22 protein-coding genes are annotated in these 25286 nt (G+C 60.0%); 4 read left to right on the top strand and 18 right to left on the bottom strand.

Annotated elements, in window-relative coordinates; genetic code table 11:
* Nucleotides 1-43: 43 nt before the first annotated feature.
* The 7 genes from HMPREF1494_RS08995 to HMPREF1494_RS09025 all read right to left on the bottom strand — a co-directional run bounded on the left by HMPREF1494_RS08995 (nucleotide 44) and on the right by HMPREF1494_RS09025 (nucleotide 6431).
* Nucleotides 44-907, bottom strand: a complete 864-nt coding sequence (locus HMPREF1494_RS08995) for a hypothetical protein (RefSeq protein ID WP_003839391.1) — start codon at nucleotides 905-907, stop codon at nucleotides 44-46.
* 17 nt (nucleotides 908-924) lie between these two features.
* A complete protein-coding gene (locus HMPREF1494_RS09000; protein ID WP_034522243.1) occupies nucleotides 925-2043 on the bottom strand; it encodes a hypothetical protein in 1119 nt (372 codons plus the stop codon).
* Nucleotides 2044-2081: 38 nt separating this feature from the next.
* Nucleotides 2082-3518 (bottom strand): hypothetical protein, encoded by a 1437-nt coding sequence (locus HMPREF1494_RS09005; protein WP_034522246.1) that lies wholly within the window; start codon nucleotides 3516-3518, stop codon nucleotides 2082-2084.
* Between the two features lie 51 nt (nucleotides 3519-3569).
* On the bottom strand, nucleotides 3570-5207 hold the full coding sequence (locus tag HMPREF1494_RS09010; RefSeq protein WP_051404751.1) for a S8/S53 family peptidase: 1638 nt from the start codon (nucleotides 5205-5207) through the stop codon (nucleotides 3570-3572).
* 49 nt (nucleotides 5208-5256) lie between these two features.
* Nucleotides 5257-5688: a hypothetical protein gene (locus tag HMPREF1494_RS09015; protein WP_003841327.1), complete on the bottom strand. Its 432-nt coding sequence runs from the start codon at nucleotides 5686-5688 to the stop codon at nucleotides 5257-5259.
* Between the two features lie 104 nt (nucleotides 5689-5792).
* Nucleotides 5793-6080, bottom strand: a complete 288-nt coding sequence (locus HMPREF1494_RS09020; protein ID WP_034522248.1) for a WXG100 family type VII secretion target — start codon at nucleotides 6078-6080, stop codon at nucleotides 5793-5795.
* 39 nt (nucleotides 6081-6119) lie between these two features.
* The gene (locus HMPREF1494_RS09025) at nucleotides 6120-6431 is read right to left on the bottom strand and encodes a WXG100 family type VII secretion target (protein ID WP_003839382.1); all 312 of its coding nucleotides are present in this window, start codon (nucleotides 6429-6431) and stop codon (nucleotides 6120-6122) included.
* A 431-nt stretch (nucleotides 6432-6862) separates the two neighbouring features.
* On the opposite strand from HMPREF1494_RS09025, the gene HMPREF1494_RS09030 reads away from it, so the two are divergent.
* Nucleotides 6863-8272: an EsaB/YukD family protein gene (locus HMPREF1494_RS09030; protein WP_231495393.1), complete on the top strand. Its 1410-nt coding sequence runs from the start codon at nucleotides 6863-6865 to the stop codon at nucleotides 8270-8272.
* Between the two features lie 34 nt (nucleotides 8273-8306).
* Entirely contained in the window at nucleotides 8307-10844 is a 2538-nt protein-coding gene (gene eccB, locus HMPREF1494_RS09035; RefSeq protein WP_034522252.1) for a type VII secretion protein EccB, read from the top strand.
* 17 nt (nucleotides 10845-10861) lie between these two features.
* Here the strand turns inward: eccB and priA are convergent, their stop codons facing one another.
* The 6 genes from priA to hisD all read right to left on the bottom strand — a co-directional run bounded on the left by priA (nucleotide 10862) and on the right by hisD (nucleotide 16252).
* On the bottom strand, nucleotides 10862-11587 hold the full coding sequence (gene priA / locus HMPREF1494_RS09040; RefSeq protein ID WP_034522255.1) for a bifunctional 1-(5-phosphoribosyl)-5-((5-phosphoribosylamino)methylideneamino)imidazole-4-carboxamide isomerase/phosphoribosylanthranilate isomerase PriA: 726 nt from the start codon (nucleotides 11585-11587) through the stop codon (nucleotides 10862-10864).
* Nucleotides 11588-11672: 85 nt separating this feature from the next.
* On the bottom strand, nucleotides 11673-12320 hold the full coding sequence (gene hisH / locus HMPREF1494_RS09045; RefSeq protein WP_003844594.1) for an imidazole glycerol phosphate synthase subunit HisH: 648 nt from the start codon (nucleotides 12318-12320) through the stop codon (nucleotides 11673-11675).
* A gap of 41 nt (nucleotides 12321-12361) precedes the next feature.
* Nucleotides 12362-13054, bottom strand: a complete 693-nt coding sequence (locus HMPREF1494_RS09050; RefSeq protein ID WP_003839373.1) for a hypothetical protein — start codon at nucleotides 13052-13054, stop codon at nucleotides 12362-12364.
* On the bottom strand, nucleotides 13054-13653 hold the full coding sequence (gene hisB / locus HMPREF1494_RS09055) for an imidazoleglycerol-phosphate dehydratase HisB (protein WP_003841318.1): 600 nt from the start codon (nucleotides 13651-13653) through the stop codon (nucleotides 13054-13056). Before hisB ends, HMPREF1494_RS09050 begins: the two co-directional genes overlap by 1 nt.
* Before the next feature lie 26 nt (nucleotides 13654-13679).
* Entirely contained in the window at nucleotides 13680-14855 is a 1176-nt protein-coding gene (locus tag HMPREF1494_RS09060) for a histidinol-phosphate transaminase (RefSeq protein WP_034522258.1), read from the bottom strand.
* Nucleotides 14852-16252, bottom strand: coding sequence for a histidinol dehydrogenase (gene hisD, locus HMPREF1494_RS09065; protein ID WP_033489041.1), 1401 nt, complete (start codon nucleotides 16250-16252; stop codon nucleotides 14852-14854). Before hisD ends, HMPREF1494_RS09060 begins: the two co-directional genes overlap by 4 nt.
* A 216-nt stretch (nucleotides 16253-16468) precedes the next feature.
* On the opposite strand from hisD, the gene HMPREF1494_RS09070 reads away from it, so the two are divergent.
* Nucleotides 16469-17869, top strand: coding sequence for an MFS transporter (locus HMPREF1494_RS09070; RefSeq protein ID WP_034522260.1), 1401 nt, complete (start codon nucleotides 16469-16471; stop codon nucleotides 17867-17869).
* Nucleotides 17870-17875: 6 nt separating this feature from the next.
* Here the strand turns inward: HMPREF1494_RS09070 and dnaE are convergent, their stop codons facing one another.
* Entirely contained in the window at nucleotides 17876-21463 is a 3588-nt protein-coding gene (dnaE, locus tag HMPREF1494_RS09075; RefSeq protein WP_034522263.1) for a DNA polymerase III subunit alpha, read from the bottom strand.
* Between the two features lie 250 nt (nucleotides 21464-21713).
* Here dnaE and HMPREF1494_RS09080 point away from each other — a divergent pair, with 250 nt between their 5' ends.
* Nucleotides 21714-21953 carry a hypothetical protein gene (locus HMPREF1494_RS09080; protein ID WP_003841315.1) on the top strand — a complete coding sequence of 80 codons (240 nt, stop codon included), beginning with the start codon at nucleotides 21714-21716 and terminating at the stop codon, nucleotides 21951-21953.
* Here HMPREF1494_RS09080 and HMPREF1494_RS09085 read toward each other — a convergent pair.
* The 4 genes from HMPREF1494_RS09085 to HMPREF1494_RS09100 form a co-directional block, all read right to left on the bottom strand.
* Nucleotides 21923-22861, bottom strand: coding sequence for an RluA family pseudouridine synthase (locus tag HMPREF1494_RS09085; protein ID WP_034522277.1), 939 nt, complete (start codon nucleotides 22859-22861; stop codon nucleotides 21923-21925). The genes HMPREF1494_RS09080 and HMPREF1494_RS09085 overlap by 31 nt on opposite strands.
* Nucleotides 22858-23385 carry a signal peptidase II gene (locus HMPREF1494_RS09090; RefSeq protein WP_003839360.1) on the bottom strand — a complete coding sequence of 176 codons (528 nt, stop codon included), beginning with the start codon at nucleotides 23383-23385 and terminating at the stop codon, nucleotides 22858-22860. The genes HMPREF1494_RS09085 and HMPREF1494_RS09090 overlap by 4 nt, the downstream gene beginning before the upstream one ends.
* A 21-nt stretch (nucleotides 23386-23406) precedes the next feature.
* Nucleotides 23407-24873 (bottom strand): DivIVA domain-containing protein, encoded by a 1467-nt coding sequence (locus tag HMPREF1494_RS09095; RefSeq protein ID WP_003839359.1) that lies wholly within the window; start codon nucleotides 24871-24873, stop codon nucleotides 23407-23409.
* Between the two features lie 107 nt (nucleotides 24874-24980).
* Nucleotides 24981-25262, bottom strand: coding sequence for a YggT family protein (locus HMPREF1494_RS09100; RefSeq protein ID WP_003839357.1), 282 nt, complete (start codon nucleotides 25260-25262; stop codon nucleotides 24981-24983).
* Nucleotides 25263-25286: the final 24 nt, after the last annotated feature.

A 25286-nucleotide genomic window follows, 5' to 3' on the forward strand; every position in this document is an offset into this window, starting at 1 on the left:
TGTGCAATTACATGGCATGAATATCGGCATTACACGAGCGGCCCTACCATGCGCCGCCGCCACCGCCGCCGCCAAAGCCGCCACCGCCGCCAGCGGTGGCGCTGCCGCCACTGGCACCGCCGCTTCCGGTACCGAACTGGTCCAATGCCGACTGGGATTCGCTCGTCAGATTCACCATGGTGGATGCAACCCCGACGAAATCGGCGATGGCTCCCAACAACGTGGCGATATATTCCGTCACTTTCACGGCAAAGTCAATCGCCACCCCGACATCGACCGCAGCTTGGGCGGTTCCGACGAGCGGTCCCACAACCGGTATGCTGAATTCGGCGGCATCCGCGGCCAGCAGTTCGATAAGCAGTTCGATTCCGTCCATGACCATGTCGAACGTTCCATCGACCTCATCCGCCAGGGCCTCCAGCGCCTGCGCCACTTCGAGGCACGGCTGCGGCCCCTTGCCGGCAGTCTCCGCAAGGCTATTGTTACGAATGACGAACAGATCGGCCGCCTTGCCGGACCAGGACGTCTCATCGACATTGGAGGAGACGTTGCGCACGGCACTTTGCAGCGCACTCAGCGATTCGGCCAACGCCCGCCATTGGTTGGCGGTGGCACGCAGATCATCCCAATCACCGAAGAACGGCTTCTTGATCCACTCATCGACGGGACTGTATCCGAAGATGGCTTTGCATAACGCGTCAACCGCCGTAATGGCAATGCGCGCCTTGGCGAAACCACCATGAATCTTCTCCGTCAGGCCCTTTTCGGCAGCCGATCCCGCCGCCGAAACCTGTTGAGACGATTCCAAAGCCTGCTTTGCGATCGCTCCGGCGGATTCGAAAAGTCCCTTATTGTCGTTTACCCTTTTCGCCCATGAGTATGTTGGCTCCGATGAGGAATCAGTCATGATACGACGCCTCCTTTCTATTTGATCTCACTGCGCTGAGGCAGCTCCACGATGTCGCGGTCCTGATACAGCGATTTCAATTCGTCGGCTGTTCTGCCTAGCGGATCCTTGGCCGCGATGGACCGCCACACCGATTCCTCCGTCTCCTTACGCATGGCCTCACGCGCCATCTCGGAGTCGCCGATGCGCACCGCGGCGTCATAGTCGCCATCATTGTCGAAATCGATGGCCGCATATTTGGAGTCGTCCTTGTCGAATATGCTGATGCGGGCGTCCGCACCCGCATCGGGAGTCATGGAAACATCATCCTTGCCATCGTGGTCGGCATCGATGCTGAAGGAGCCGGATTTCCCCGCGTTGGTCCCGGGAGGCATCGGCACGGATGCGGAGTCCCGTTTGGACAGTTTGATGGAACCGTCCTCCAATACCGTCGCATGGATGTCACCCCCCGTAAGGTTCAGGGAATAATCATCCTTGGCGTCACCATTGGTATCGATGCCGACGGTGTTGATGGTGTCCTTGGTCTTCTGGTCGGTCGGCTGCACGGCATCGGCCGCTCCCGCACCTTGCCGTGTACCGGAACCGGCCCCGTTCGCGGTGGCGATCGGAGCATATGAAGTCCGCGCATCGTCGGTTTCGCCCGTCGAGGTATCCGCTGACGACCCCTGTGCCGGTGTCGAAATGCTGTGCATTCCGGAGGCGCCGGAAGAATCGGCCGAGTCACCGCCACCAACGGTGCCGGTACCGCCTGCACCACCGCCAATGACGTCGCTGTCATGTTGCTTGTTCTCGAGTGCCGTAAGGCGTTCGCCGTGTTCATCAATCTGCTTTTGCAGGTTATCGATCCGGTCCTGGCACTTGCATTCGACCTGCTGACTGTCTTCCGATGCGCCTTGCAACGCCGTGGACAGCTTTTCCGCCATCTGCCCGATATTGCCCAGATACCCTTGCGTCGCAATCTTGCACGCAATATATGGAGGATATAACGCCATCATGAACAAACCAAAGCCGGGGTTGCCGGCTCCGGTCTTCACGAATGCGGATTTCGCCGTAGCAAACCCGTTGGAGGCTTCCTGGTATGCCTGCGCCGTTTTAGCCAGATCGTCAGGATTGTAAAGTATGCATTGTGATGCCATAAGCGGTTTCCCCTTCCTCTCTCTTCCAGTGGTTTCGGTCACTCGCCCGAGCGCTTGCGATGGCCTGCCATCGCTGCGAGCGGCTTGGGAATGAATTCGTCGTCGTCTTCAATCGTCGGTGCGATATACCCCAACGTGTTATGGCGCTTGTCACCTTTGCTCGAAGAGGCACCACGCCCGGCACCCATCATCGCCGGAGTCATGCCACGCGTGGAAGCCGCCTCCGCGGAAGATGCCGACCCGGTTCTCGGCAGACCCGCTGCCATGCCGGTGGCGCCCTTGATCGATGAGGATACGGCGGTTGCCCGCACCGGCTCGTTCGCATAATACGATCCCATGCCAGCACCGCTCAGCGAGGCCAACCCCGCACCGCCGGCGCCGCCGGCACCACCGCTGAGTACACCCATGGACGAACCCGAGCCCGCGAGACGCCCCGCAGCCAAGGTGCTGCCGACTCCCACGCCGGCGCTGGCCGCCATCGCCGTACGCCCCAGGCCACCATGCAGCGAGCCCGCACCGTTCAGACCGTCCATGCCGCCATCGACCGACATGTGGTCCTTGCGGTAGGCCCACCTGCCGGTCGCCGGATCGTACACCAGCCCGTCCGAGCGGGAACCGCTTCCGACTCCATCGAATCCCGGCACATTGGAACGGCCCGTCCCACCCGACATACCGGCGGTGGACAGGCCGGCATTCGAAGCCGTGGCGGAGGCATTGGCGGAATCCGAAACGGCGCCCTTTGCGGCCACGCCTGCGGCAGCGGTACCGCCGCCGACACCCGCACCTGCGGCACCGATGGTGGACAGGCCACCGCCCGATCCCTTGTTGTTCGACCCATTGGTAAGGGGGGAATCCCCGATTGCCTTGTCCTTGGAGCCATCGGTGGAGGGAGCCGGCCAGATCCCATTCACATCAACCGCGTGAAAAGAATCAACCCGAGGCACTCCGCCTCGGACCTTTCCTATCAGTCGCTTGTATTCTTTTTTCGCCTCCTCTTCTCGGTTGCTGGCAAGCATCCGGGAGATCAAATTCGCACCGGCGATCCCCATAACCCCCGTCACGGTGCCAAGTCCCGGCACGATCCAGTCCATCGGCTCGGTGGCGTTCATGATGGCCTGCTCGGATTCCTTGCTCAACTTGTCACCGGGAAGACGAACGTTCTGCGCCTCGCAAATGACATCGTTGAACGTTTCGATACGCTGCCGGATTCGCTTCGCCTGGGTGGTGAAATCGGCATCGCTGATATTTTGGACGATCCGGTCGGAACATGCCAATGCGGTGTCACGAGCGCTGCATTCGAACACGCCATCCTCCTGCAGTACGGTCCCAGCACGCCTCAATGCGTCGGAGGCCTTGTCCATCGCATCGCAGAACCGTGTGATCTCATCCGGGAACTCCCACTGGGTCGTCCGCGCAATCATCGACAGCAGTTCCTCATAGTTGCTTTTGCCCGTTGATTTTTCCTTAAAGGCCATATTCGTCCTTTCCTGAATGCGTTTTCCAGATGTTGTTCAATTACGATTGGCCTACCGTCGTGGCGGCAATGGCGGCTGTTGGGCCGGCGGGCCGGCGGACGGCGGATACCGCACCGGCGGGACCCCGGACGGATACGCCGGCCCGCCACCCACTGCGGCGGCCGGCCCCTGCGGTGGCCGGCGCCGGCCACGGGCACGACGCCGCGCCACCACGGCCGCCACGATTCCGCCGACCACCACCAGCGCGGCCACGCCGGCCACCGGCACCACCCATCCCGGCAACGCCGACGAACCCGCATCCGCGTCCGCGTCCGCCTGCCTGTCCGCCTGGTCGGCGGTGGCGGTCGCCGACCAGCGCATGCAATCCGAACCGCCGTCCCTGCGACACTGCTCCACCTTCCGCCACGCCCGTGCCTGGCGCCGGTACTCCCGGCCGACCAGTGTGCACGCCGTCGTGCAGGTGACTTTCTCGCCGCTCGGGGAGAACGGGTCGCTCTCCGCGAACGTGGCGTCCGTCCAATCGGGATGCTCCGTGTACATGCCCTTGGTCTCCTCGTGCCGTTCGCTGGCTTTGACCGCCCACTCCAGCAGCGGGTTCACGTCCGGATAGCCCGTCGGGTCGACCGACAGCAGGCGCGGCAGGTCCACCGCGCCGAACCCCGTGCGATGCTCCTCGTCCAGCCGTGCCTCGCCCGAATCGTTACCCTTCGTATTGCGCACCAAGGACTGCAGGATCTGGTTGCCCGTCGCCTCAGGCCACTTCTGCACCGCCAACGTCAGATACCCCGTCAGGTCGGCCGCCGCGGTCGACGTGCCGCCATCGCCGAGGGAGAGCTCGCGCCGGTTGGTGAAGCCGTATACGAGCGTGTCGGCCCCGGGGCTCAGGATCGACACGTTGCCGTCCATGACATCCGATGTGGCCGACACCGTGCCGTCCCGCGCCAGGGAGTTGACGGTCACCGTCCCGGGAAAATAATTGTTGGAGGTCGGCTCGCCCACCAGGTCGTACAGGCCCGCTTCGGTGGAGTTGTCCCTTGCGCTCACCAAGATCACGCCATGGCGCAGCGCATGCAGGGCCGCCCGGTAATAGTCCCAGTCCGCCGCGTCCAGGAACGACATGTTGATGATGCGCGCGCCCGAATCCACCGCGTCGGTGACACTGGATACGAGCTGGTCGACACTGTTCCCGTCGGCATCCACGCAGGCATCGAAGTTCGAGAATCCGCCGAGCGAGCCGGTAATGGCGAAGTTATACGGGTAGGCGATCACCGACGCGTCCGGCGCGATGCCCTGGATGCCGGCGCCGCCGTCATAGCCCTTCCCGTTGCCCACGATCAGGGCGACCATGTGGGTGCCATGGGTCATGTTGAACCCGTCGGCAGTGCCCAGCGTCATGTCCCGCTTCGACATGACCCGGTTCTTGTCGTATACGTCGTGGCACGAGTCGCCATGCGAGAGCGCCAGCCTGTACGTCACGTCCGCGTCCGCCAGGGCCGGATAGTCCCGCACGACCTGGTCGTCGATCACCGCGACCTTCACGCCCTTGCCCGTCAGTCCGGCATCCCACGCGTCGCGCACGCCCATGTCCTCGATGCGCCAGTCGACCGTCCCGTCCGCCGCCGCCGTCCGCGCGCACAATCCCGCGCACAGGCCCGCGCACAGCAGGCAGGACGTCAACGCCGACACCATACCGGGCAACCGCCCCCGACGCCCGAACCGCACCATCACAGCACCACCCCTACTCGGAAGACGACGAACCGGCGGACACCGACCCGCCGTCCGAAGAGGACTCATCCAACGTGATGATTTTCGCCATCCCGGATGCCGAAGCATGTCCGGTGGAATCCGCGGACGGCGCCGCCGCCACCTTGGCTTGGGCGTCATTGATGGCATCCATCTGTGATTCCTCGGTTTTGGTGAAGATGTCCACAGTGGTGCTCAGCCGCTGTGCATACTCCTGCACCGCCTCGTGAAGACGCTCCCTGGATTGCCGGAACGCCTGAGCGGACCGCTTGAGATCCTTCTCAAGCATCTGTTCGAAGAAGTTGGCGTTTCCGCGCGTCGCACCCTTCCATTGGGCATCGGCGTCCCGTACATCCTCTCCCATGTCGTTCAAATCTTTCGCCTGGGTTTGCACCGTTTCAGGCTGCAGGCTGACTTTTTCAACCATCTGTTCCCCTTCTTCCCATCATGTCATCGATTGCATACGAGGCGGTGAGGTCGGGATGCCCCACCCTGTGCGGGGATGTCCCGACCTCACCGAATCCCGATGTTTTAGAAGCGTCCCGCGGAACGGGCGTCGGACTCGACATACTGCTGGGCGATCTGCGAGGTCGCCTGAGAGATCTGCCCCAGAATCTGGTTCATCTCCTGCAATTTGCCGTTCCAATCACGCTGGGCCTGATGGTATGCCTCACGGGCCGCACCATCCCATTGCTCGATCAAGGACTTCACCTGGGTGTCGAGATTGTCGAGTTCTTGAGCGATGCCTTTGGCATCATTGGCGATATCGGCGGAAAGAACATCCACCTGCTCGGGACGAACGGAAAAAAAGCTCACCATTGTTGTTTCTCCTTACAGCTTGTCTATGTTTCTCGTCCTTCAGCCCAGCAGGGACTGCAACTTGGACGTGCGGGATTGGTTGTCTTCCTCGTTCGCGGCCTGATCCTTGGCGGTGCCGCGCAGATTATCGCGCAGATCGTTAAGAATGCGGTTCAGGGCGCTGGCCTTCTCCTGCCAGCTCATCATCAGCGTGTTGAAGGAGTTGGCGGCATCGCCGCTCCAGAATGAGCCAAGTTCAGCCATCTTCGACTCGATATCCTTAATGCGGTTATCGATGCCGAGTCGTGCGTTTTCAACCGCAGCGGCGCCCTTTTCAATGGCGCCTTCCTCTGCTCTGATTTTTTCCGCCATGTTTCGTTTCCCTCCCGTAGAGAACCATTCTTTATTCGCGTCACACTGGATGACAGCAATGCCCTCATCAATGCAACGACTCTTCTCAGAGTAATTTAAGTCTACGGATTTCGCAATTGTATACCTCCGTACTTTCCATAAAAGAAACCCCTTTTATATCAAATATGCCTATCCGAATATAGCTAAATTCTCAATTACAACACAATCTCTTAACCGTACGTCTTCCGCGTTTTTTGTCGTCCCAAAAAAATCTTTACATCATTTGCATGATTGATTAAAAGTTTTCGGCAGCATATGCGATATACCCCCGTACTTTCATCAAGAGTCATCCTCGGTGGATTTTTACAGAAGGAGTCTATATTATTTCACATCAGTAGTCATAAATATAGATTTGTCACATACGGAATTTTGCGAGAGAAAAGATAGAAGATATGAATTTCAAAGCGGGTGCAATGCCGTATGATCCCCCTGTCCGTCCACGATCGGCGGCCCCCATTCCCCTACCGCACGTTCCCAGTGCGAACATGCTGCGACTGACGATCGCCTATAACACCCGTACCATTACGCTCACGGTCTCGGACGGACCGATCGTTGCGGATCTTCTTCCGGACATCGCCCGCAGGCTCGGCGTACTGGACCCCTCCATCGTGTATGGCGGATACCGATTGATTACCGCTGACGGGGAACCGCTCTCCCCCTCACGAACTTTCGCGGAACAGCATGTATCCGATCGGAGCGTACTTACGCTGGAGCCCGGCGCGTCAGTCGACACGGACATCGTGTATGACGACGTGGTCGAAGCCGTCGGCGCGAGTGTGCAACGGGTCTACCGTCCTTGGACCAAGGATCACACCACGCTCACCTCATTGCTCATCAGCGTGGGCATGCTCGCCATCAGTGCCGGCTGGCTGGCATTGTTTCCCGTTTCGATATGGAACGCCGCGCTTGGCATCGGCTTTTCCGTAGTACTGATCGCCTTGGCTGCATTGCTGCACGGCAAGACCATGACCGTACAGGCCACCGTCATCGGACTGACCGCAAGCGTTTTCGCCGCGGTGGGAGGCTATCAACTGGCTTCGTACCTCGTACCGGATCAGGCGTTTCACACGTTGCCGCTGGTCGGAGCCAGTGCAGGACTGCTGGTTTCGGGATGCCTGATGGCCGTCGCCGCCCCTAGCACACGACCCTATGGCTTCATTCCGATCATCATCGGCCTGTTGGCGGCCATTCCGGGCATACTTTCCACATTGCTGCCTTCATGGATGGCGAACATCTGGATCATTGCGACGATGTTCGCCGCCTTGGCTGCGAATGCACTGCCTTGGATGTGTCTGTCGTTCGCCCGCATCAGCGTGCAAAGCCCTCATAGCGATGCGGAAATCTTCGCCCTGCCGGAACCGATCGATTACGCCGAGGTCAAACAACGCTACATTACCGGCTCCACCATGCTGTTCATCGGACGGGTGAGCGTCGCCACGATGCTACTCATCGCCATGCCATTGCTCAACTCTCTCAGTACACCACTCGGGGCGGTGATCTGCCTGGTCGCATTCCTCGCCATGCTGCTTGACTCGCGCCAGATTCATACGTTGCGTGAGATGTGCGTTACCGTAAGCGCCGCAGGTCTTGGCATCATATGCACCGGCCTGATGAGCGTGCGCATGCATCCGGAATTCAGCATTCCCCTGACCATGCTGATGCTGTGTTGCGCTTTGGCGACCATCGTGTTCACGCATGTCACACGCAGACGGTCGCTATTCGCCACCCGCATGGCCGATACAGCGGAAACCCTATGCATCATGATGCTTCCGCCACTCGCCTATCTGGCGATCACCCTGTGATATTCGTCGCTCTTGCCGCATAAAGGATGTTGTCATGGCAGATAAGAAGGATCTTTCCGAAGCGCAAAGCTATTCACGGCGTCGTCTGGTCACCGCATTCACCAGTGGCATTCCGGACGGCGTGGAGCTGATGCCGAAGAAGAACCAGACTCCGGTGATAGTCGGTGTGGGCCTTACCATCATCGCCATGCTCATCAGCATGTTCTACGGCATCATCAGCCCTTCGCTGCCATCCGGTTGGGAGAACAACAAACTCATCGTGGCCAAAGGCTCTGCGGCACGCTATGTCAGCTCCCACGGCACGCTGCATCCCGTCATCAACGCCATCAGCGCACGATTGTTGATCCCCTCATCCGATTTCAAAGTGCTCACCGTTGCCGATGACCAGCTCAAGGGCATTCCCATCGGTTCCACCATAGGCATTCTCGGCGCACCGGACTCATTGCCGGACCGTGACAATCTGATCACCGGATCCATCCGCAGCTGCACTTCCGAGCATGGTCTCGACACGACCGTCAGCAACGCCAATGCGAGAAAACAGACCTCACGCGAGGCCATAGTCGCTTCCGTGGATGGCATCGACTATCTGGTCACCGGATCCCATCGATACCAACTCCCCTCCGAACCGACGTCACGTGACGCCTATCTGAGAGCGCTTGGCATACCGCAGACGGCCGTCATCACCGCCACCACGCAGTGGATCAACCTGTTCGAGCAGGGCGATGCCATGGAACCCATCGCCCTGCACAATGAAGGTGAGATTATCGGCGTGCATGGCGTCGATGTGACGGTCGGCGGTGTGGTACAGCAACAGGGGGATGCCAGACAGACCAGATACGTCGTGATGCCGGACGGATCCCTGTCCGCCCTCAGCGATTTCACCTACGGTCTGTACATCATCGGAAAACCGGAACGCCTCACGCAGCCACGTACGCTCAGCGCCACCGATTTCCAGTACTTCTCCAATTCCGCGACATCGGTGATTCCCGACACCTGGCCGGTCGACGCACTCGTTTCGGCGCAAGGCAGGTCATCGGCGTGCGCCGTATATCCGTTGCATTCCTCCGGTAAGGCGACCCCATCGCATGCGCAACTGGCCGTCACCGGCGATTATGGAGCTTCCACAGACGGCAGTCATTCCGATTCCGTAACCATGCGAGACGGAGCGGGAGCATTGGTCCGGGCGGCGATAGGAACCTCTGACAAAGGAACCGTATTCGCCATCGACTCCACGGGTACGGCTTACCCCGTCCCCGAGGCCTCCGAGGAAATACTCAAGCGGCTCGGCTATTCCGGCAATGACGTTCGCACCATTCCGCGCGCATGGATCGACGTGTTCCCCCAAGGCGTGCAACTCACCACCGCGGCGGCAGGCTCGGCTCCGACCGTTTCCGCCGAATCGAAAGGCATGTCGGTCGACGCCGCCGTCGCGGACGGGCAGGAGCAGTGCCAGGCGGGTGTCGAGAACTACATCACGCAACGCCCGTGGACCAATGATCTGTTCGATCCTGACACCCTGCATCAACAATCCACCGGCAAAGGCGTAACCGTCGCAGTCATCGATTCGGGTGTGGATGTGGACAATCCTCATCTCAAAGACGCCGTGGTTCCAGGTGTCAGCTACCTTCAGGAAGATCCCACCAACGGCACGACCGACACCTACAGTCACGGCACCGCCGTGGCCGGCATCATCGCCGCCCGCAACGTACAGGGATCCTCGGTGCAAGGACTCGCACCGGAGGCCACCATTCTACCGATCCGGGTATTCGAGAACATCCGTGAGGAAAATGGTCGGCAAACGGGCGCACCATCCATGGAAACGGTCAGTCAGGCCATAATATACGCAGTCGACCATCATGCGCAGATCATCAACATCTCGTTAAGCGACACCCGTGACATTCCGCAGATGAGACAGGCCGTGCAATATGCGGAATCGCATGGGAGCCTCATTGTCGCCAGCGCCGGCAACCGGCTGACTTCCACCAGTACCAAGGACGGTGCACGCTACCCCGCGGCTTACGGCGAGGTCGTCGGCGTCACCGCGCTGAACACCGACTTGAACGTCACTGAGGATTCCGTGCACGGTGATCAGGTGGACGTTGCGGCACCGGGCATGATGACGGCATCGACCATCCCGGGAGGCGTGGATTGCGTGTTCGCTACGGACGCCTCATCCACAAGCTTCGCTACCGCCTATGTGAGCGCCGAAGCGGCACTGATCGCCGCACGATACCCAAGTGAGACACCGGCCCAGTGGAGGCAGCGCATCCTCGTCTCGGCGAATCGTCCTCATTCCGATCAGCGCAACACCACCATCGGATGGGGCATCATGGATCCGCAGAACGCCTTGGCACTGTCCCTATCCGACACTCTGCGCGGTCCACGGCTCAACGGCGAAGCGGCAATGCGGCACGGCGGCACGGCATCGTCGGACAAGCCGCTCATACTGCACAGACGACACGACTCGGACGCCACCATGAAAATCATTGCCGGCGTCACCACCGTGACGGTGCTCTGCATGTGCGCTACTTCCTGGCTGCTCGCGATGCGCAGACGTACAGCCAAGAAGTAGCGTGTTCAGGCCGATGCCTACCGTGCGACTTCGAGCGCTTCCTCAAGGCTGAAGGCACGGGCGTAGAGCGATTTGCCGAGAATCGCGGAATCGACGCCAAGCTCGGCGAGTTCCTTGATATTGCGCAAATCATCGAGTGTGGAAATACCGCCGGATGCGGTGACCTTGGCATCGGTGCGCTCAGCGACCTCACGCAGCAGCTCGATGTTCGGACCGCTCATCATGCCGTCGCGCGCCACATCGGTGACCACGTACCGCGAGCAACCGGCGGCGTCGAGGAACTTCATGGTCTCGAACAGGTCTCCGCCTTCCTTCACCCAACCGCGGGCGGCAAGGGTATGGCCTCGAACGTCAAGGCCGACGGCCACACGATCGCCGTACTTGCCGATCACGGATGCGGTCCAATCCGGATTCTCAAGCGCCGCGGTGCCGATGTTCACGCGGGCCGCGCCGGCTTCGAGGGCCGCGTCAAGCGAGGCGTCATCGCGCACGCCGCCGGACATTTCGATATTGACCTTATCGCCAAGCTCCCTGACGATGGCGCTCAACTGATCGCGGTTATCGCCCGTGCCGAAGGCCGCGTCGAGGTCGACCAGATGAATCCACTGCGCTCCGGACTCCACCCATGTGCGGGCGGCTTCCAACGGGGAGCCGTAGTCGGTTTCGGAACCGGATTCACCCTGACGCAGGCGCACGGCCTTGCCGTCACGAACATCGACTGCGGGGAGCAACGTCAAAGACATGTCATTACCTCTTTTCTCAAATCAGCGTTCTACAGTCGGCGACGGTAAGGAGAACACGGAAAATCACCGACGATCGAATGGACAATCAGAATGTCGCGATCCAATTGCGCAACAGTTGTGCACCGGCTTCGGCGGACTTCTCCGGATGGAATTGCGTGGCGAACAGGGGCCCGCGTTCGTAGGCGGCGACGAAACGGCTGCGACCATAGGTGCACCAGGTCACATGTTCCTCGGCGCCGCCGAAATCGATCTGGTCGGTCGACATGTCGGCCGGTGCGGCACCCATTGCGGCAAAGGAATGCACGAAGTAGAACCGTTCGTGTTCCACGCCCTTCATCAGTACGGAGCCTTCCGGAGCTTCGACGGTATCCCAACCCATGTGCGGCACCACGTCGGCGTCGAGCAATTCCACGTCTCCCCTGATCAGGCCAAGACCGGGCTCGCCATCACCATGTTCCATACCACGTTCGAACATGATCTGTTCGCCCACGCATACGCCGAGCACGGGATGGCCGGCACGGAGGCGATCTTTGATTACCATATCGCCTCCGACGCTTCTGAGGCCTTCCATGCAGGCCGCGAAGGCACCCACGCCCGGCACCACGAGACCGTCTGCCTCCAGCGCCTGCCGATGGTCGGAGGTGAGCGTCACATCAATGTCAAGATTGGCCAACGCACGCACCATGGAGCGCACGTTGCCGAAACCATAGTCGAAAACCACAACGGAAGTCATGGGCATTCTCCTTTGTTCGATTGGTCCGGTTGTCCGAAAAGCTATTCGATGGCGGCACCGCCGCGTCCGAATCTCGTATGCTCGGCGATGACCTTCATGGCATCGTCACGGTCAAGGTCAGCCGAATCCACAATGGTGAGACCGGAATCCTTGAGACCATCCAGATCGGTGATACCGAGCATGAGGTCTTCCACGAACGATGCGGTGGAGGTGAACAGCACCGGCGGCGCGAAGGTCTGGCCGGATTCGCCCTCCACATACAGTGTCGCCTCAAGCTTGTCCGCACGGTTCACCGCGAGGATCACCGGCATACCGGCCACCACCGTGGTGATGTCCCTGGCGGCCGCCTCGGGACCGTCGCCATCCAGATTGCGCAGTATGGCGACGGCGCCTTGCTCGGAGCCGACGCATTGCGCGGAGATGTCAGAAATCTGGCAGAAGGCGGCAAGCAGTTGCGGCGAGGTCAGCCGAGTTATGATCACCGCCGTCTTCGCACGATTGCCGAGCAGACCTTGCAGCTCATCCTCGAATTGGAGGGAGGATTGCGCCGCATTCAGCACGTCGGCGGCATCGCTGTCGTCATCGGTCTTTTCCGCTTGCGATTCCCGCTGCTTGGCCGCTTCGGCTTCGTTGAACTCGCGTTCGAATCCTGCCATGGCGGCTTCCAGCTCCTCCTCGCTGAAATGCATGTCATCGGCGTTGAAATCGTCCGGATTCAAATCCTTGTCGCTCATCACAGAGCACCTTTGGTGCTGGGGATGCCGTCCACACGTGGATCCGGTTCGATGGCAAAACGCAACGCACGTGCCAGTGCCTTGAATTCGGCTTCGGCAATATGATGGGGATCACGACCGGCAAGCACCTGCAGATGCAGGCAGATGCCGGCGTGGTTGGCGATGGATTCCATGACGTGGCGCACGAGCGAACCCGTGAAATGGCCTCCGATCATACAATATTCGAAGCCTTCCGGCTCGCCGCTGCACACACAGTACGGTCGGCCGGAGATGTCGACTACCGCCTTGGCCAGCGCCTCATCCAACGGCACGGTGGCATCGGCGAAGCGACGGATGCCACGCTTGTCGCCAAGCGCCTGCTTCAACGCCTCGCCAAATACGATGGCGATGTCTTCCACGGTGTGATGCGCGTCGATGTCGGTATCACCGGTCGCCTTGATGGTCAGATCAATCAGCGAATGCTTGCCGAGCGCGGTCATCATATGGTTATAGAACGGCACCGACGTGTCGATGTCGGTTTTGCCGGTGCCGTCGAGATTCAGGCTCAGTTCAACCTTGGATTCGCTGGTCTCACGAACGATGGTTGCGGTACGCGCCATGGTTGCGACTCCTTTATTGGTATGGTTCAGTCCTGTTCCACAATACGCAGCACTTCGACCAACGCTTCGCGGAAACGCGCCATCTCCTTGTCGGTACCCATGCATACGCGCATCCAACCGTCGGGGCCGACCACGCGGATGAGTACGCCACGTTTGAGCAGTTCGTCGAAAACGCGTTCGCGATTGTCGAAATGACCGCCGAAGAGAATGAAGTTGGACTGCGTTGCAGCGGTTTCGAGCGGCCGACCCTTGTAGGTCTGCTCGCGAAGCCATGCGGCGGTGGCATTGCGGATTTCGCGCAGGTGAGACACACGGCTGAGCTGCTCATCGGTATGGTCGAAGGCCGCCAAGGCCGCCGCCTGGGTTACTGCGGACAGGTGATACGGCATGCGCACGATACGCACGCAGTCGATGATGCCCTTGCTGGCCGCGAGATAACCGACACGTGCACCCGCGAAGGCGAAGGCCTTGCTCATGGTACGGCTCACGGCGAGGTTTTCGTATTCGTCGATGAGTTCGAGCGCGGTCGGCGTGCCCGGATCGCGGAACTCAACATAGGCCTCATCCACCACGACCACCGGATGCACGCCTTCGGCGGCCCCGACGACCTCTGCGGTCTTGGCCGCCTCGAGAATACGTTTCAGATCATCCATCGCAAGAGGCGTGCCGGTCGGATTGTTCGGGCTGGTAAGCACGATCATGGCCGGCTTGACGTCATGAATGGCCTCAATGACGTTTTCGGCGTTCAGTGAGAAATCCGCATTGCGGTGTGCGACCTTCCACCGGGTGAAGGTGTCACGCGCATATTCCGGATACATGGAATACGTTGGATCGCAGCCCAGGGCAATGCGTCCCGGACCTCCGAAAGCCTGGAACAGCTGCAGCATGATCTCATTGGACCCGTTGGCGCCCCACAGCTGATCCACGACCAGATCGACGCCGGATTCCTTCTTGAGGTAGTCGCAGAACGCCTGACGCAACGCGATATGCTCGCGATCCGGATAGCGGTTGAGCGTCGGGGCGATCTCCTTGACACGCTGCGCGATGCTTTCGACCACGGCCGGTTCCGGCGCATACGGGTTCTCGTTGACGTTGAGGCATACCGGTACGTCAAGCTGCGGAGCACCATACGGTTCCTCACCGATCAGGTCGTTGCGCAGCGGCAGATATGCCGGAATCGCATTGCTGGAGGTTTCGCTCATCGCAGGCCCGCCCGTTCTTCCTGTTCCGTGATGGTCGCCTTGTCGTACGGATCGTCAATGAAACGGCTGAGCACGCATTCACCGTGCGCCGGCAGATCTTCGGAAACGGCGAAGGCATTCACACGGGCGGCAAGGGTCTTCAGGCCCTGTTCGTCGTATTCGATGACTTCGACCGGCTTCATGAAGGTGTGTACACCGAGGCCGGAGGCGAAACGTGCGGTGCCGGAAGTCGGCAGCACATGGTTGGAGCCGGACATGTAGTCACCCAGCGGCACCGGGGAATACGGGCCGCGGAAGATGGCACCGGCATTGCGGATCTTGGCGATGACGGCATCCGGATCGGCGGTCTGGATTTCGAGGTGCTCGGCCGCGTATGCATTGGCCGCGTCGATGGATTGTTCGATGCCGTCGGTGAGGATGATGCCGGACTGACGACCGCGCAGCGACGTTTCGACACGTTCGGCGTGCTCGGTGCGCGGCACACGGTACTTGAGATTCTCCTGCACCTTGGCGGCGATATCCTCGCTGTCGGTGATGAGCACGGAGCCGGCAAGCTCGTCGTGTTCGGCCTGGCCGATCAGATCGGCGGCAAGCCAGCTCGGATTGGCACCCCCGTCGGCGATGATGGCGATTTCGGTCGGACCTGCGACGGCGTCAATGCCGACGATGCCGGAGACCATACGCTTGGCGGTAGCCACGAAAATGTTGCCCGGACCGGTGATCTTGTCGACCGGATCGCACAGGATCTCACCGTCCTGCGGCTCGGAGCCCTTGGCACCGTAGGCGAACATGGCCACGGCCTGGGCACCGCCGACCGCATAGACTTCATCTACGCCAAGGATGGAGCAGGTGGCGAGAATGGTCTTGTCGGGAAGACCGTCGGCATTGTTGCGGCTCGGCGGGGTCGCGATGGCGAGGGATTCGACGCCTGCGGCCTGTGCCGGCACCACGTTCATGATGACGGAGCTCGGATACACGGCTTTGCCGCCCGGCACATACAGGCCGACGCGCTGCACCGGAATCCAGCGCTCGGACACACGGGCTCCTTCGGCCAGATCGGTGTGGAACGGGGCCGGTACTTGGGAGGCTGATACGGCGCGAGAACGGCGCACGGACTCCTCGATGGCGGCACGCACCTCCGGGTCGAGTTCGTCGACGGCGGCCTTCATGACCTCGACAGGCACGCGCAGGTTCTCGGGGCGAATATGGTCGAACTTCTCCGCGAAATCGCGAAGGGCCGCAGCGCCGCGGGCCTTCACGTCGTCGAGAATCGGCTGCACGAGTTCAGTGGCCTCGTTGGTGCCCATCTCCGCACGCGGCATAGCATCCAGCATTTCGGCTCGGGTCAGCTTCCTACCACGCAGATCAATGATTCGCATATAGTTTTCTTCGCTCATAACGCCCCATCGTAACAACGTCGGGTCACGAGACCTGTCAGAAATCTCACGTTCAGCCGCATTGTGAGACATTCCCGCCCCATGAGCGCGGCCGACCACCCCGGACCCCATGATCATAAGGGTGGTCATGCCACGATGTGTTACGGCGGCGGCGTTACATGGCGATGCTAGTTTGCATAGCAATCAACAGTGATTACGACGGCAAGGAGAACCGCCATGTCCCAAGCGTCACCCGCATCGACGGCACCCGAAAACACCACGGTCACCAAACCGAAGTTCTTCTACGGGTGGTGGATCGTCATCGGCGGTTTCCTGATGATGTGCACCTGCTACACAACATTCGTGAACTGCTCCTCACTGTTCCAGGCGCATATCGTCTCCGATCTGCACATGACCATCGGCCAGTACAACACCGGCACGTCGCTTGCATCACTGATCTCCATCGTGGCGACGCTGTTCATGGGTGCGCTCATCGATAAGCTCGGCGCACGCCAGATCGCCTCCTTCCTGGTAATCCTCTCCGCGTTGCTGCTGTTCGGATATTCCGCCGTCACCTCCGCATGGCAGATCTACGCGCTTGCGGCGATCTCCGGCACGCTGATCACTTCCGGCGTACGTCTGTTCATCTCCGTCGTGGTGACCAACTGGTTCAATCTCAAGCGTGGTCTGGCCGTATCCGCGGCCCTGTGCGGCTCCGGCTTCGGTGGCATGATCCTTTCCCCGATCGCCAGCACCGTCATCGCCAATTACGGATGGCGTACCGCCTATGTCGTACTCGGCATGATCTGCTTGGTCGCGGCACTGCCGATTCCGGTCATCTTCTTCCGCACCAAGCCGAGCGAGAAGGGTCTGCTGCCGCTTGGCGCCGAACTGAGTGACGAGGAGATCAAAGAGGCCGAACGCAAGAGCGGGCACTCACTGTCCGAAGTGAACGTGGCCGTGGGCTGGAAGGTGCTTCGCAAGCATGCCGGATTCTGGTTGCTGGTACTCGGCTTCCTGTTCGTCGGCATCATCAATGGCGCGGTTTCCGTGAACATGGTCTCCAACATGACGTCCGTGAACAACAACGGCACTGAGGTGGTCACCGGTGGCCATAGCGTGGTTTGGGCCGGCTACATCATGTCGCTGTACATGGGTGTGGTGTTGGTCGCCAAGGTCGTACTGGGTTGGATTTTCGACCGTTTCGGCATGGTGGGTGGCGTGCTTGTCGGCTCCGTCTCCTGCCTGCTCGCCTGCCTGTTCCTGTGCTTCCCGTCCACGAATTGGGGGCCGATTCTCGCCGCGGTCTTCTACGGCATCGGCACCTGCACCGCCACGATCGGTCCATCCATCATGATTGCACACGAATACGGCCGCCGTGATGTCGGCAAGCTGACCGGCATTGCGATTTCCGCCACCGCACTTGGCGGCATCGTCGGCGCGATCGTCTCCGGTATCGCCTTCGATGCGGCGCTCTCGTTCACACCGGCATGGGTCATCGGCATCGTCTGCTCGGTATTCATGGGTGTGGCGCTGATCGCTTCGGCCGGTATGGCCAAGGGCGTGGTCGCCAAGTGCATCGCCAACGGCGCACCGCACATCGACGCCGAAGGCAACATCCTCGAAGAGGCCCGCTGACCTCATTCAGGCCATGGGCAGGGAGCTGGGACCGAAAAGAATCTTGATCTCGGCGAACAGGGAGGTGTCCCGCTTCACGCGGAAGCGATCGCCGAAGGTCAGCACCTTGGCGTTGCCCTGATCGTCCATGATGGCAAGTCTCACCTCGCAATAGCCGGGATGGTCGTTCAGAATCCGCCCGAGCCGCATCACATGATCACGGTTCAGTGCAACCTGCGGCAGCGTGATCACGAGCGGCCTCTCATCCTCCGCCTCCAAGGTCGGTACCTGGAATTCCGTGGCACGCAGACTCACGGTTTCGTCGCGCCGCTCGACTTGGCCCCGGATCTGCACTACGGTATCGACCGCCAGTTCCGGCGCGGCCGCTTCATATACCTTGCCGAAGAACATGCACTGGATGGAGCTTTCCAAATCCTCGATGGTGACGATCGCCCAAGGATTGCCCTTCTTCGATACGCGACGGTCCACATTCGTAATCAGCCCGGCTACCGTGACCTGCTGCCCGTCAGGCATGGTTCCGGCGCGATCGATAAGATGCGCGATCGACATCTCACGCAGACTCGACAACACCGACTGCATGCCGCTCAACGGATGGTCGGACACATACAGTCCCAGCATCTCACGCTCGAAGTTGAGCTTGGTCTTCTTATCCCATTCCTCCACATCCGGCACGCTCACCATGGCGTCTCCCATGCCGTCTTGTTCGGCCGAATCATCCAGATCGGAGAACAGATCGAACTGGCCTTCCGCCTGCTTGCGCTTGATGCCCACCACCGAATTGATGGCAGCCTCATGAATGGTGAACAGCGCACGACGGTTCGGATCGACCGAATCGAAGGCTCCGGCCTTGATCAACGATTCCACCAGACGACGGTTCAAGGCACTCAACGGCACGCGACGCACGAAATCCGGGAAGTTCACATACTTGCCATGACCGCTCTCGCGCTCCTTGATGATGTCATCGACGGCGTTCCTGCCGACATTGCGGATGGCACCGAGACCGAATCGCACGACATCGCCGACCGCCGAATATTCGAATACCGACTCATTCACATCCGGAGACAGCACCTGAATGCCCATGCGCCGCGCCTCGCCGAGATACAGTGCGGTCTTGTCCTTATTGGTGCTGGCGCCCTGCAATAGGGCGGCCATGAATTCCACCGGATAGTGCGTCTTCAGATACGCGGTCCAATAGGAGATCAAACCGTATGCGGCGGAATGCGCCTTGTTGAACGCATACCCCGAGAACGGCACCAGAATGTCCCACACGGCCTGGGCCGCCTCCTGCGAGTAGCCATGCTCCTTCATGCCCGCAAAGAACGGGATTTTCTCCTTGGCCAACACTTCCGGCTTCTTCTTGCCCATGGCTCGGCGCAACACATCTGCCTTACCCAAAGAGTAACCCGCCAGAATTCGCGCGGCCGACTGCACCTGCTCCTGGTACACGATCAGACCATAGGTCTCGTCAAGCACCTCCTTGAGCGGTTCGGCCACTTCGGGATGAATCGGCGTGATCTTCTGCAGGCCGTTCTTACGCTTCGCATAGTTGGTATGCGAATCCATATCCATAGGGCCCGGCCGGTACAAGGCGATCAACGCGGAGATATCGTTGAAGTTGCTGGGCTTCAACGTTTTCAGCAGCGAGCGCATGCCGTCGGAATCGAGCTGGAACACGCCAAGGGTGTCGCCTCGCGACAGCAACTCGTACGTGGCCTTGTCATCCAAAGGAATCCTGGTATGGTCGATGCGGTCCTTGCCGTTCGCCTCGATGTTGTTCAGGGTGTCACGAATCACCGTCAAGTTGGAGAGCCCGAGGAAGTCCATCTTGACCAGACCCAGCGTTTCGCATGTGTGATATTCGAGCGTAGTGGTGACGGTACCGTCGGTACGTTCCAATAGCGGCGAGGTGTTGGTAATCGGCTCACTACCCATGATGGTGGCGCAGGCATGCACACCGGTCTGACGAATCAGACCCTCGATGCCCATCGCCTCATCGGTCACACGCTTGGCATCCGGATCGGAATCGTACAGCTCCCGGAACTCACGCGCTTCGGCATAGCGTTTCGAGGTCGGATCGAAGATATCGTGCAACGGGATGTCCTTGCCGCCCGTCTGCGCCGGTGGCAACGCCTTGGTCACGCGCTCGCCCATGGAAAAGTCGAAGCCCATGATGCGTGCGGAATCCTTCAAGGCCTGCTTGGTTTTGATGGTGCCGTAGATCACGCATTGCGCCACCTTGTCACGACCGTATTTCTCGCCGACATAGTCGAGTACGCGGCCGCGGCCGTCCGGATCGAAATCCACGTCGATATCAGGCAGGGAGACTCGCTCCGGATTGAGGAAGCGTTCGAAAATCAGACCGTGCTGGATCGGGTCGAGTTCGGTGATGCCCATGGCGTATGCCACCATGGCGCCTGCAGCGGAACCACGGCCAGGCCCCACCATCACACCGTGCGTCTTGGCCCAGTTGATGTAGTCGGCCACGACAAGGAAGTAACCGCAGAACTGCATCTGGCATATTACGCCGCATTCGTAGTCGGCCTGCTTGAGCACCTCGATCGGCGGATTGCCGTCATAACGCTTTTCCAGGCCCTCTTCGACCTTCTTCAGGAACAGCGAGGTCTCGTCCCATCCTTCGGGGCAGTCGAATTGAGGCATGAAGGCGCCATCCTCATGATCGTCGAACATCACGTTGCAGCGTTCGGCGATCTCCAGCGTATTGTCGCATGCCTCGGGAAGGTCCTTGAACAGTTCACGCATCTCTTCGGCGGATTTCAGGTAGTAGCCGGTACCGTCGAACTTGAATCGTCCCGGCTCGTCGAGGGTGGAGCCGGAGTTGATGCACAGCATGGCGTCCTGCGCGCCGGCATCCTCCGCACGCACGTAATGGGAATCGTTGGTCGCCAGCAACGGCGCATTGAGCTTTTTGGCGATGTCAAGCAGCCCGTCGGTCACCTGTCTTTCGATATTCAGCCCGTGGTCCATGAATTCGATGTAGAAGTTGTCTCGGCCGAAGATGTCCTGCAGCTCCCCCGCCGCACGTAGTGCCTCATCGAATTGACCGAGCAGTAATCGGGTTTGGATGATGCCCGAAGGGCAACCGGATGAGGCTATGATCCCCTTGGAATACTTGGATAGGATCTCCTTGTCCATGCGCGGGTAACGCATGACACGCCCTTCCAGGTTCGCGTCGGTCGAGGCTTTCATGAGGTTCACGAGGCCTTCGTCGGTCTCCGCCCACATGGTCAGATGCGTGATCAGGCCGCCGCCGGACACGTCGTTGGGGTTGCGTTTGCGATGGTTCGGGTCAAGATCCGGGTTCCAGTTGGTATCCCAGCTCACTCGGGTCGGGTCCTGGCGTGCGGTTTCCGGCGTGACATAGGCTTCGATGCCGATGATTGGCTTGATGCCCGCATTGACTGCGGTGCTCCACATCTCATAGGCGCCATGCATGTTGCCATGATCCGTGATGCCGACGGCCGGCATGTTCAGTTCCTTGGCGCGTTTGACCAGATCCGGTATCTTCGAAGCGCCGTCGAGCAGCGAATAGTGCGTATGGTTATGCAGTTGCACGAAGTTTCCGGAAGTAGCCATGCTCTCCAATCTACCTATGATTCCTGACGGCCGACTACGCCGAGAGCCGCAATTCACCGCATCGAAACAACCGACACGCGTACCTCGTCACCGTGGTCGCCGCACGCGGCCCGTCGCTTGCGACACTCCCGGAGCCTGTGGATAACCCGTTTGGTGCGTCCACAACCCCCTGGTTGCGCTGGACATACGCCTTTGCACCCGTTAGCGTCGCAACCAAACGGTATCCGCATCTTGCGAACAAAGGAGTGCCATGACCGCGAAAACCCGCCGTACATTGCGTTTCGTTTCCCTGATCTGTCTGATCGTGGCCATGCTGTTGGCCGTGGCGATCGTTGCGGGAATGCTGTATCTGCAGCGAGGCAGCTATGATCCGTTGGACTCGTTGGTCCTGATTGCGGTATGCATGATGGTCGCGACCTGTCCGATCTGTCTGCTGGCCGCAATCGTATTGTTCGTGATTCAGTTCCTCGTCGGATTCGCGTCACGATGACGATTGCGCATCACATCAAGCGCATGCTGCAGGTCGACGGGATAATGCGACCGGACGGTGGTCCACACATGAGTACGCGGATGACGGAATTCGAGCTGCATGGCGTGCAGCCACTGCCGTTCCAATCCGAGTGTCTCGCTCAGCTGCGGATTGGCGCCGTACATGGGATCCCCCACCAACGGATGTCCGATGGATGAGAAATGCACGCGGATCTGGTGCGTACGTCCGGTTTCCAGATTCACGGAGACGAGCGTCGCTTCGCCGAAGCGTTCCATCACGTCCCAATGGGTGATGGCCTCCTTGCCGGCTGGCGTTACGCAGAACCGAAAATCGGAGACCTTCGCGCGGCCGATCGGCGCCTCGATGGTGGCCTTGTCTTCCTTGAGGTTGCCCTGCACCAGCGCATGATAGGTTTTGACGACTTCATGTTCGGCGAACTGTCGACGCATTTCCACATAGGCAAGCTCGGATTTGCATACCAGCATGAGCCCGGAGGTGCCGACGTCAAGCCGGGAGACGATGCCTTGACGGCCTGCCGCGCCGTACGACGTGATGCGTACGCCACGGTCAAGCAGACTGCCGAGTACGGTCGGTCCGGTCCAGCCGACGGAAGCATGCGCGGCCACGCCTACCGGCTTGTCGACCACGACCACGTCATCGTCTTCGTAGACCACGGCCATGTCATGAGCGATCGGTTCCGGCTCGGAACGTTCCTCGACGATGTCGAATTCAACGGTCTCCCCCGCCTGCAGGCTCGACGATTTGGCGATGTCACGGCCGAGTACACGAGCCTGGCCGGTCTCGATCAGGTCCGCGGCTTTGGCTCGTGAGATGCCGAGCATCTTGGCCACGGCCACGTCAAAACGCTTTCCGACGAGCGCGTCGGGCGCTGGAACCAACCGGCTCATGCGGCATTCGCCTCGGCGTTCTGCTCGTCAAGCTCCTTCTGACTGAACGGCTCGCCGAGCAGAAGCAACAGCACGGCGGCGATTCCGGCAATCATCAGAAAGATGTCGGCGACATTGCCGACGGACCATCCGTAGTTCAGAAAGTCGACCACCTTGCCGTTAAGGAAGCCTTCGGCATAGACGACGCGATCGATGAGATTGCCCAACGCCCCAGCGAACGCCAAGGCGAATATCACGGTCCATTTCATGGAGATGGTACGCAAGGTCAATACGATCAGCACCGCGCAGGCCACGATGGCCAACAGGGAGATCAACCATGTCATATGGGAACCCATACCGAGCGAGGCACCCGGATTATGCACCAGCGTGAATGAGAGAATCCCGGGAATCACGCGCATGGTCCGCCCATCGGCCAAGGCATGTTGGGCCCATGCCTTGGTGATCTGATCGAGCGCCAGCGCGATAACGGCAACACACGCAAAGACGGCCACGCGGGTGCGCAGCCGTCCTTGTTCATTCGTCACAATGTCAGACACAGCCTAATCTCAGTTGTTCTGATCGACCTGGCTGTAGTTGTTCGTATCGGACACCTGGGATACGAGCTGACCGAGGAACTCGGTAAGACGCGCGCGGTATTCGGTTTCGAACTGCTTAAGGCCCTGAATATTGCCTTCGATGACCTTGGACTGGGATTCAAGGTTGTCACGCACCTGCTGTGCGTAATCGTCGGCGGCGGAACGGGTCTTGGCGTCATAGTCGGCGGCGCGACGCTGCACTTCGGACTCATAGGTGTCGGCCTCGGAGTGCTTCGTGGAGAAGTACTGGTCGGCCTCATTGGTCTTCTGCGCAACGTAGGAGTTGCCCTCGTTCTGCCTGTCGGACAGATACTGATCGCCTTCCTGGGTCTTCTGGGCAACGTAGGCGTCGCCTTCGTTCTTCTTCCGATTCAGGTACGCATTGCCCTCTTCGGTCTTCTCGGCCATATACTGGTCGGCCTCGTTGTGACGATCCTGCATGTAGGTGTCGGCATCCTGACGGGTCTTGGCTGCGTAGGCGTCGGCATCGGAACGGGTGTCTTCGGAATAGGAGTCCGCATTGGCATGCGTGTTCTTGTTGTACTCGTCGGCTTCGGAGCGGGTACGGTTGGAGTAATCGTTGGCCTTGCCGATGAGCTCATCGTACTTGCGCTGGCTCAGCTCGGTAATCTCCTTGGCCTTGGCCTTGCCCTTGTCGACATACTGGTCGTGCAGCTGCATGGCCAGGGTCAGCATGGCGGTGGCGCGCTCCGGCTCGGTGGAGGCTGCGGCCGCGGCGCCGGCGATCTTCTGCAGGCTGCCGGTCTCGGTGCTCGGCTCGACCTTGGAGACCTGGTCGCGCAACTGAGCCTCACGCTGCTTGGATTCCTCAAGCTGCTGGGACAGGTTCTTGATCTGCTCGGCCTGCTGCTGGGCCACGACGACCTGCTGCTGAGCGGAAGCCAGCTGGCGGGACAGGTCTTCGGTACGGGCGCGGAACTCATCACGCTCATGCTGCACGGCGTTGAGCTGCTCGCCAAGATCGGCCTGACCTGCGGCTTCCGCGGCCTGAGCGGTGAGCTGATCCACCTGAGCGGCCAGACGATCCACCTGATCCTTAAGCTGTTCGTTCTGAGCGGACAACGCACGGTTGCTTTCCTCAGCCTCCGTGAGCTTGGCGGCGGCGACCTGTGCGGCCTGTGCGGCCTGATCCCCGGCACCGGCGGCCTGCTCGGAGGCGGACTTCAGCGTCGCATTCTCCTGCTGCAGGGACTGCACCTGGGCATTAAGCTCGGAAATCTTGGAGTTGAGCCCCGCGACATCCGGACCAAGAGACTGCGTGGCCTGACCGACGGCGACCGCCTGCTTGCCCAAGGCCTCAACGGTCTCAGTTACCTGATCGAGGAAATCGTCGACTTCATCAACGTCATAACCTTCCTTGAAACGCACGGTTTGGAAGGTATGCTCCCTAATATCTTTCGGCGTCAACAGAGCCATAAATCTTACACCTCGCTTTGGGCTTGATGCCTCGCTGTGTTGTATCAACTTCCGATGCTATCACGGAACCTGCGGATTCATGCGGAAAAAGGGCGTTTCACCTGATATTAAATGAGGAAATCAATCACGATGAGAATGAAATACAGTACGATAAACGCTACATCGAAGTAGATGGGACCCATCGGAATGGGCCGAATATATTGCCGCAACCAACGCAGCGGCGGCTCCGTCAACTGATAGACGGCGCCGATCAGTGAGGAGATGATGCCGCTGGGGCGCCAAGTCGGTGACAGTACCGACACCCAGTCAAGAATCATGCGCACAAACAGTACGAAAATATACGCGTTAACAAGCAGATGGACAATCTGACCGATCAAAGACAATATCATGCGACCCACCCTAGCAACATCACA

This window comes from Bifidobacterium sp. MSTE12 (assembly GCF_000513015.1).
GTDB lineage: Bacteria > Actinomycetota > Actinomycetes > Actinomycetales > Bifidobacteriaceae > Bifidobacterium > Bifidobacterium dentium.